Origin of the sequence: Streptomyces bungoensis (genome assembly GCF_001514215.1) — a bacterium.
GTDB lineage: Bacteria > Actinomycetota > Actinomycetes > Streptomycetales > Streptomycetaceae > Streptomyces > Streptomyces bungoensis.
Map to the genome: position 1 here is coordinate 285,195 of NZ_KQ948856.1, position 8,913 is coordinate 294,107.

Below are 8,913 nucleotides of genomic sequence, written 5' to 3' on the forward strand. Positions count from 1 at the left end.
TACCCCCCTCCCCCACGGCGGGCCGCGCCATCCCCTTCCGACCCCACCAGGCGACCGAGGAGAGGCATGCCCCCGCACACCCACGACGACAGGCCCGCCGTCCCAAGGCCCGCGCCGACGGCTACCGACGCCCGCGACACGCCGGTGCCGGCCTCGGCGGAGGACCGCACACCGGGTGCGCCGGCGGACGGGACGCAGGCTCCCGGCGGTTCGGGGAGCGCGGGGCACGCGCCGGGTGCTTCCGCGGCCGGGCGACCTGGGACGGGGGCCTCGGCCGACGGGTCACGCCCACCGGGGACCTCCGTCGCCGAGCCGCACACGCACGAGCCTTCCGGCGGCGACTCGGCCACACCGGTGGACCCGGCGGACGGGTCACGCACGCCGGGCGGCCGCACCGACGGCGACCGCACGCCGGAGCACACCGCGAACGAGCCACGACCGACCGCGGGCCCCGCCGACGGGAACCCCGCGGCCCTCGGTGACGGGGGCGCGCCGGGGCCTGTCCGGTCCGGAGACGAACAGAAGGTGGCCGCCGTGCGGCGGTTCGCCGCGGCGGGGCGGCGGTGGCGGGGGGCGCAGCTGGCCGGGTGTGCCGTGCTGCTCGCGGTGGCGCTGACCGGCGGGGCCATCGCCTTCGGCGCCGCGCGGGAACCGGTGCCGGTGGCGGCCGCCTCCAGTGCCGTCGATCCGGGGCTGCTGGGCAGCGGGAACCTGGACGCGAGCATCGCCGCGCTGCAGGCTCACCTGCGGTCCCAGCCCCGGGACCACGACGGCTGGGCCACCCTCGGGCTGGCCTATGTCGAGCAGGCGCGGACCAAGGGCGACCCCGCCCGGTACCCGCAGGCCGAGAAGGCCCTGCGGCGGTCCCTGGCGCTGGCCCCCGGCAACGACCAGGCGCTGGCCGGCCGGGCCGCCCTCGCCGCCGCCCGGCACGACTTCACGGACGCGCTCACCTACGCGGACCGGGCGCTGCGGCAGAACCCGTACAGCGAACGCGCCCTGTGCTCCCGGGTCGACGCCCTGGTCGAGCTCGGCCGGTACGCGGACGCCGCCCGGGCCGCCGCGACCGCGGACGCCCGCAAGCCGGGCGTGCCGGTCTTCACGCGCTACGCCTACGTGCGCGAACTGCGCGGCGACGTCCCGACCGCCCGCCGCGTGCTGGAGCAGGCGGCGGGCGGCGCGACGTCACCGGGCGACGTGGCGTACGTGGCGGCCCAGCTCGGCCAGCTCGCCTGGAACCAGGGCGACTACAAGGCGGCGCTCGGCCACTACGCCCGCGCGCTCGCCGCCGACGAGAACTACCTCCCCGCCCTGGAGGGCCGGGCCCGCGCCCAGGCGGCGAGCGGCAGGCGGGACGAGGCGATCAAGGGCCTGGAGACCGTGGTCGCCCGTTATCCGCTGCCCGGCCCGCTCGTGGAACTCGGCGAGCTGTACGAGGCCCGCGGCGCGGCCGGCGACCGGGCACGGGCCCGGGACCAGTACGCCCTCGTCGACGCCTGGATCGCGCTGGCCCGCGCCAACGGCGTCGACGCCGACCTCGACACCGCGCTGGCCGCCGCCGACCACGGCGACCGGGCCGCCGCCCTGCGGGCGGCGCGTGCCGAATGGTCCCGCCGCCACACCGTGCACACGGCGGACGCCCTCGCCTGGGCGCTGCACGTCAACGGCCACGACCGCGAGGCACTCGGGTACGCCCGCCGGGCCACGGCCACCGGGTACCGCAACGCCGCCTTCCTCTACCACCGGGGCATGATCGAGCTGGCCACCGGCCACGGGAAGGACGGCCGGGCCTCCCTGCGGGCGGCCCTGAGGCTGAACCCCGGCTTCTCGCCGCTGGGCGCGGCGAAGGCCCGCGCGGCGCTGGGGGCGGCCCGGTGAACCCGCGCCGCCCGCTCGCCGCCGCCGCGGCCGTCCTCACCGCCGCCTGCTCCCTCGCGCTCGTCCCGGCCACGGCCGCGAGCGCGCACCCCCTCGGCAACTTCACCGTCAACCGCTACGACGGTCTCGTCGCCGCCCCCGGACAGCTCCGCGTCGACCACGTGGAGGACCTCGCCGAGATCCCGGCGACCCAGGCCGGCCCCGACATCCGGCGGCTGGGCCTGACCGCGTGGGCCGGGCGGCGGTGCGCCGGGGCCGCACGGGACAGCCGGCTCACCGTAGCGGGCCGGCCCGCCGCGCTGGCCCCGGCCTCCGCCCGGGCCGAACTGCGGCCCGGGCAGGCCGGGTTGCACACCCTGCGTGTGGAGTGCCGGTTCACCGCTCCCCTGCCCCGCGCCCGGTCCGTCGCCCTCGGCTTCCACAGCGCGGGCGCCACCGGCGGGCCCGGCTGGCGGGAGATCACCGCACGCGGCGACCGCATGACGCTCACCGGGACGGACGTGCCGAAGACGTCCGTCTCGCACGAACTCACCACCTACCCCAAGGACCTGCTGTCCTCCCCCGCCGACACGGTCACGGCCTCGGTCCGCGTGCGGCCCGGCGGCCCGGCACTCACCGAGGAGCGGCCCGGCGCCCCGGCCGCCTCCGTGCTGCCCCGCGGCGCCGACCGCTGGACCCGCGCGCTGGACGACCTGGTGGCCCGCCGCGACCTCACCCTCGGCTTCGCCGCGCTGGCCCTGCTCGTCGCCGTCGTCCTCGGCGCCCTGCACGCCCTCGCGCCGGGCCACGGCAAGACGCTGATGGCCGCCTCGGCGGCCGCGCGCGGCCGCCGGGCCCGGATGCGGGACGTGCTGCCACTGGCCGCCTCGGTCACGGTGACCCACACGCTCGGCGTGGTCGCGCTGGGCCTGCTGGTCACGGCCGGGTCCGCCGCCACGCCCTCGGTGATCGCCTGGCTGGGCATCGCCAGCGGCGCCCTGGTCCTCGCGGCGGGCGCGAACCTCGTGCGCCGCGCCTGGCGCAACCGCGCGCACGGCCACGGACACGGGCACCCGCATGCGCACTCCCACGCTCCGGCGCACGCGGGCGCGGAGGTCGGGGTGACGGAGCGTCGGTTGACCACGGTGGGCGCTCACCACCACGACCGAGACCACCATGACCACGAGCACGGTCACGACCACGGTCATGACCACGACCACGACCACCACCCGCACGGGCACCCGCACCCGCACGCCGTCGCACACACGCACGGCGGTCACACCCACACGCACCCCACCGTCCCCACCCTGCGCGGCACGATCCTCCTCGGGTTCGCCGGCGGGCTGGTGCCCAGCCCCTCCGCGGTGGTCGTACTGGTCGGTGCCGCCGCGCTGGGCAAGGCCTGGTTCGGGCTGCTGCTCGTCGTGGCCTACGGCGCCGGGCTCGCGCTGACGCTCACGGCGGCCGGGTTCGCCGTGGTCCGGCTCGGATCGGGGGTCACCCGGGTGCTGGACCGGCGTCCGCGCTGGACCGCCCACCCGGTGGCCGCCCTGGTGCGCCGGACCCTGCCGCTCGCCTCCGCGCTGACCGTCGTCGCCCTGGGTGCCGGACTGGTGCTCAAGGGGGCGGCATCGGCGCTGGGCTGAGCTACGTTTGTGGAGAAATCACGTCAGATGCCGTGGGGGGCGCCCGTGTCCGAAGAGCCCGGCCGCGCACGTGTGATCGCGGGCCGCTACCGTCTGCTGTCCCCGCTGGGCGAGGGCGGCATGGGCACCGTGTGGCGGGCCCGTGACGAGGTGCTGCACCGCGAGGTGGCGGTCAAGGAGGTGCGGGCCCCGGCCGGGCTGCCCGCCCCGGACGTCGAGCGGCTGTACGCGCGCCTGGAGCGCGAGGCGTGGGCGGCGGCCCGGGTCGCGAACCGCAACGTGGTCACGGTGTACGACGTGGCGGTGGAGGGCGGCCGTCCCTGGGTCGTGATGGAGCTGGTGCGCGGCCTGTCGCTGGCCGACCGGCTGGAGGCGGAGGGCCCGCTCGATCCGCGGGCGGCGGCGCACGTCGGGGCCGAGGTGCTGGCCGCGCTGCGCGCCGCGCACGCCGTCGGGGTGCTGCACCGGGACGTGAAGCCGGCCAACGTGCTGCTGTCGAACGACGGCCGGGTGGTCCTCACCGACTTCGGCATCGCCACGGTCGAGGGCAGCTCGGCGCTGACCATGACGGGCGAGGTGATCGGTTCCCCGGAGTTCCTCGCGCCCGAGCGGGCGCTGGGCCGCACCCCGGGTCCGGAGTCGGACCTGTGGTCGCTGGGCGTGCTGCTGTACGCGGCCGTGGAGGGCGCCTCCCCGTTCCGGCAGGACACCCCGCTGAGCACTCTGCGCGCCGTGGTGGACGAGGAGTTGCCGCCGCCCCGCCGGGCCGGGCCCCTCGCACCGGTCATCGAGGGCCTGCTGCGCAAGGACCCCGCCGCGCGGCTGTCCGCCGAGCGGGCCGAGCACGAGCTGCGGACCGTCGCGGCGGGCGGGTCGCCCTCCGCCCCTACCGCGCCGGTGCCCGTCCCCCCGTACGCCCCGGCCCGCGCGGGCCGGCCGCGGCAGCCGTCCCCCACCCCGCCGGCGCCTCTGCCCTCACCCTCGCCGACCGGGTATCAGGGGCCCCGCACGACGGCGGCCGGGCCGGAGCGCGGCCGGCGGTCCGGTGCGGTGCTGGCGGCCGGGATCCTCGCGGTGCTCCTGGCGGTGGCGGGCCTGACGTACGCGCTCCTCGACCGCGGCGGCGGCCACGGCGGGAACGCGGGCGCGCGCACCAGCCGGGCGAGCGACACCGCGCGCCGCTCCCCCTCGGCCGGTTCCGGCAGCGGCGCGGCCACCGGGGCGCCGCCTCCCGCGACGAGCGGCGGCCCGACGTCCGCCGGGCCGGCGCAGTCCGTGCACGTCACCGTGGCCGGTGCGCACACGGCGTACTCCGGGAGCTGTCCGCCGCCGGCCGCCCAGGCGCCCGCGTTCACGGCGACGTTCACGGTCGGGCGGCTGCCCGCGGAGGTGGAGTACCGGTGGGTGCTCGCGCACGGGTCGCTGTCCGACCCGGGCTGGCGGACGCTGCCGTTCCCGGCGGGCGGCGGGCGTATCCGGGAGGCCCGGGTGACCGTGACGGCCTACTCCGGCGGCGGGACGGTGGAGAACGAGATCGGCGTCGAGGTGCGCGGTCCGGTGCGGACGACGTCGAACTCCGTGCCGTTCACGGTGGCCTGTACGACGGCGGCGGAGACCCCGTCGGACGGGGCCTCCGCGTCTCCTTCCGGTTCACCCTGAGAATTCACTCGGACGGGTGGACGCGCGAAGGCTCACAGGGACGGTGGTGCCGGGGACGGACGGCTCAGGCGAGGTTGGTGAGGACGGGCAGGTAGCCACCGGACTGGCCGGCCGCGGTGGGGTGGTACGACTCGCTGACGGACAGCCAGTTGACGCTGTGCAGCCAGGAGTCGCCGGAGCAGATCTCGTGACCGGTGAACGTGGGGCGGACGTCGCCGAAGACGAAGTTGTGATAGGTGGCGCGCTTCTGGATGGCGTTGTCCAGGTAGTCGGACGCGTTGTTGATCGCGGACCGCTTGGTCTCGGAGAGGCCGAGGCAGGCCTGGCCGAGCAGGTAGAACCGGGGGTAGCCGAGGACGACCACCCGGGCGGACGGGGCTCTGGCGCTGATCGCGTTGTAGACGGTGTCGAGCTTGCCGGGGAGCGTGGAGTCGACGTACGCCTCCGCCGCGCTGATCTTGGAGAGGCAGGCGCTGTCCGACTGGAGCACACAGGTCGTCATGACGTCGCCGAATCCGGCGTCGTTGCCGCCGATGGTGATGGACACCAGGGTGGTGGAGGAGCTGAGCGAGCCCAGCTGGCTCGCGAGCACGTCGTCCGTCGTGGCGCCGGAGCAGGCGTTGAAGGCGAACGACGTCGGGCTGTGGGCGGCGTTCCACAGGTACGGGTACGCCTTGGTGCTGCGGTCGCAGCTGCCACTGGAGCTCATGTAGCTGCCCGCGCCGACTCCTGAGGAGTAGGAGTCGCCGAGTGCCACATAGCCGCCGGTCGCGACTGTCGAGGAGGCCTGCGCCGCGGCGGCCCCGGTGAGGGACAGACCGACGGCGAGGAGGAGCGAGGTCACGAATCCGGTAAGTCGGGAACGTCTCATGGAACCTCCCTTTAGCAGGATCTCTGCTGCAACTGATGTACCAACTACGCGTGTTGACTGGAAGTGTCCATGCCAAGAATTTTTTGATTCTCAACTACATCTCGAGCGACAGACCGTCAGAAAAGCCGCTTAGCGCACAAGGGAACAGGGGTTTGAGAGCGGGCGGTCGTCTTGACGGGCCTCGGGAGCCTGCGCGACATTGAAGCCCGGCATCCGGCGCACCGGGGGGCAAAGTCGCCAATGCAGACCTTGGGTATCAAGACACCTTCACCGGACGGCGCCGGGGGCGACGCCGGGCAGGGGCGGACCGGGCCGGGGAGGGACCTGTCACCGCTGCTCGCGGGGGCGGCCACGGCCGTGGGCGCGGTCGGCGCGACGCTCGCGCTCACCGACTCCGGCTCGCCCCTGCGCGGCCCGTTCGCGCTGTTCTTCCTGCTCGCCGCGCCGGCCGCGGCGATCGCGGCGGCCCTGGGCGGGCTGGATCCCTACGGCCGGGTGCTCACCGCGCTTGCGGGCGCGGTGGTGGTGGACATGCTGGTCGCCCAGGGCATGCTGGCCCTGCACCGCTGGTCGGTCCGCGGCGGGGTCGTCGCGGTGGCGGGCATCAGCCTGCTGCTCCTGCTGTCCGTCCTCGTCGCGGGGAAATCCCGTTCGAGGAAAAACCCTCAAGAGTGATCAGCGCAGACCAAAGGCGCGTAACGGCCATACCAACAACAAGGTGAGACCACCTGTCAGGTGTTGCCATTCCGCTCCGATCGTCAATACCGTCGTACATCTCACCCGCATCGGTACGTCGCCACACGGTCCAGGGGAGGGCTCGGGGCCGTGACGTCCGGCGCGGGGCGCGGTAGGGGGGTGCCGTGCTCGGTGACCGCAGCGTGTGACCGGGCCGTGCCGCGCGACCGGCTGCCTTCTTCTCGCGGCAGGCCGGCCAGCTCCCCTTTCGAACCGGACACACAGCCGGGCCGCCCAGGGGCGGGCGGCCCACCGGACGAGAGGGACCAGCTCGTGAGTTCTGTCGTGCGTACACCCGGTGCGGACCGGGATCCGTTGATCGCCGTCCACTACCGGCCCATCTCCTCCCACCTGGCGATCACTCCGCCGGTGAGCGTGGTGATCCCGGCCATGAACGAGGCGGAGAACCTGCCTTACGTCTTCAAGAGCCTGCCGCACTGGGTACACGAGGTCGTCCTGGTGGACGGCAACTCCACCGACGACACCGTCGAGGTGGCCCGTTCGCTGTGGCCGCGGGTGAAGGTCGTCGAACAGCGGGGCAGAGGCAAGGGTGACGCCCTGATCACCGGGTTCGAGGCGTGCACCGGCGACATCATCGTGATGGTCGACGCGGACGGCTCGGCCGACGGGGGCGAGATCGTCAGCTACGTGTCCGCCCTGGTCTCGGGCGCCGACTTCGCCAAGGGCTCGCGCTTCGCCAACGGCGGCGGCACCGACGACATGACGTTCGTCCGCAAGCTCGGCAACTGGGCGCTGTGCACGGTCGTCAACCGCAAGTTCGGCGCCCGCTACACCGACCTGTGCTACGGCTACAACGCGTTCTGGCGGCACTGCCTGGACAAGATCGACCTCGACTGCACCGGCTTCGAGGTCGAGACGCTGATGAACATCAGAGTGGTCAAGGCCGGGCTGAAGGTGCAGGAGATCCCCAGCCACGAGTACCTGCGCATCCACGGCACGAGCAACCTGCGGGCCGTGCGGGACGGGTTACGGGTGCTGAAGGTCATCCTGCGGGAACGCTCCAACCGGCGTGAGCTGCGCCGCCAGGAACACCACTCTCCGCTGCTCGACACGGTCCGGGGAGAGGTGTCGTGAAGGATCCCGGCATCTCCGTCGTGATCTGCGTGTACACCGAGGACCGCTGGGAGGACATCCTCGCGGCGGTCTCCTCGGTGCGCGCGCAGTCGTATCCGGCGCTGGAGACACTCCTGGTCGTGGACCACAACGCCGCCCTGCTGGAGCGGCTGGCCCGCACGTACGAGGACGCCGCCGGCGTGCGGGTGCTCGCCAACGCCGGGCCGCGCGGCCTGTCGGCGGGACGCAACACCGGTGTCGCCGCCTCCCGGGGGGAGGTGATCGCCTTCCTGGACGACGACGCCGTGGCCGAGCGGGACTGGCTGCGCCGCTTCGCCGAGGGGTACGCCGACCCGCGGGTGTGGGCCGTCGGCGGCCGTACGGTGCCCGTCTGGGCGTCGGGCCGGCGTCCGGCCTGGTTCCCGGAGGAGTTCGACTGGGTGGTGGGCTGCACCTACCGGGGGCTGCCGCCGGGCCGCGTCCGGGTGCGCAACGTACTGGGCGGGAACGCCTCCTTCCGGCGTGCGGCGTTCGAGGCGGCTGGCGGCTTCGCGACCGGCATCGGCCGCGACGGCGACCGGCGCCCGCTGGGCTGCGAGGAGACGGAGCTGTGCATCCGCCTCGGCCGCGCCCGCCCCGACGCGGTCCTGATCGTCGACGACCGGGCGGTGATCCACCACCGGGTGCCCGCGGCCCGCGAGCACTTCGCCTACTTCCGCGCCCGCACCTACGCGGAGGGCCTGTCGAAGGCACTGGTCGCACGCAGCGTCGGCGCCGCCAAGGGCCTGGAGTCGGAACGCCGTTACACCACCCGGGTCCTGCCCGCGGGCGTCGCCCGCGGCCTCCGGGACGCCCTGCTGGCCCGCCCGGGCGGCGTGGCCCGGGCGGGCGCGATCGTCGCGGGGCTGCTCACGGCGGCGGGCGGCTACCTGGTGGGCACGGCCCGGGCACGGCACGGCGAAACGGCGTTCTCGGTGCTGCCGGTGACCGCCGGGGGCTCCGCGGGTGGCGGGGCGGAGGAGAGCGGGCGGAGCGGCCCCCAACAACCCGCGCGGGGCCGGTCGGGGGGCG

7 protein-coding genes are annotated in these 8,913 nt (G+C 75.1%); 6 read left to right on the forward strand and 1 reads right to left on the reverse strand.

Annotated elements, in window-relative coordinates; all coding sequences use genetic code 11:
* Nucleotides 1–66: 66 nt before the first annotated feature.
* The 3 genes from AQJ66_RS15800 to AQJ66_RS15810 are packed head-to-tail and all read left to right on the forward strand — an operon-like array spanning nt 67 to nt 5,162.
* Complete coding sequence (locus tag AQJ66_RS15800) at nt 67–1,878, forward strand: tetratricopeptide repeat protein (RefSeq protein ID WP_425264281.1); 1,812 nt, start codon at nt 67–69, stop codon at nt 1,876–1,878.
* Entirely contained in the window at nt 1,875–3,503 is a 1,629-nt protein-coding gene (locus AQJ66_RS15805; protein WP_061921500.1) for a HoxN/HupN/NixA family nickel/cobalt transporter, read from the forward strand. The genes AQJ66_RS15800 and AQJ66_RS15805 overlap by 4 nt, the downstream gene beginning before the upstream one ends.
* A gap of 45 nt (nt 3,504–3,548) precedes the next feature.
* On the forward strand, nt 3,549–5,162 hold the full coding sequence (locus AQJ66_RS15810; RefSeq protein ID WP_061921746.1) for a serine/threonine-protein kinase: 1,614 nt from the start codon (nt 3,549–3,551) through the stop codon (nt 5,160–5,162).
* A gap of 64 nt (nt 5,163–5,226) precedes the next feature.
* Here the strand turns inward: AQJ66_RS15810 and AQJ66_RS15815 are convergent, their stop codons facing one another.
* Nucleotides 5,227–6,033, reverse strand: coding sequence for an SGNH/GDSL hydrolase family protein (locus tag AQJ66_RS15815; protein WP_061921502.1), 807 nt, complete (start codon nt 6,031–6,033; stop codon nt 5,227–5,229).
* 240 nt (nt 6,034–6,273) lie between these two features.
* Between AQJ66_RS15815 and AQJ66_RS15820 the strand changes: the two genes are divergently transcribed.
* From AQJ66_RS15820 to AQJ66_RS15830, 3 genes are all read left to right on the forward strand, one after another.
* A complete protein-coding gene (locus tag AQJ66_RS15820; RefSeq protein ID WP_244162834.1) occupies nt 6,274–6,708 on the forward strand; it encodes a hypothetical protein in 435 nt (144 codons plus the stop codon).
* Nucleotides 6,709–7,041: 333 nt separating this feature from the next.
* Complete coding sequence (locus AQJ66_RS15825) at nt 7,042–7,863, forward strand: glycosyltransferase family 2 protein (protein WP_061921508.1); 822 nt, start codon at nt 7,042–7,044, stop codon at nt 7,861–7,863.
* Nucleotides 7,860–8,913 (forward strand): glycosyltransferase family 2 protein (locus tag AQJ66_RS15830; RefSeq protein ID WP_079060238.1); only part of this gene is annotated, 1,054 nt, incomplete at its 3' end. The genes AQJ66_RS15825 and AQJ66_RS15830, both read left to right, overlap by 4 nt.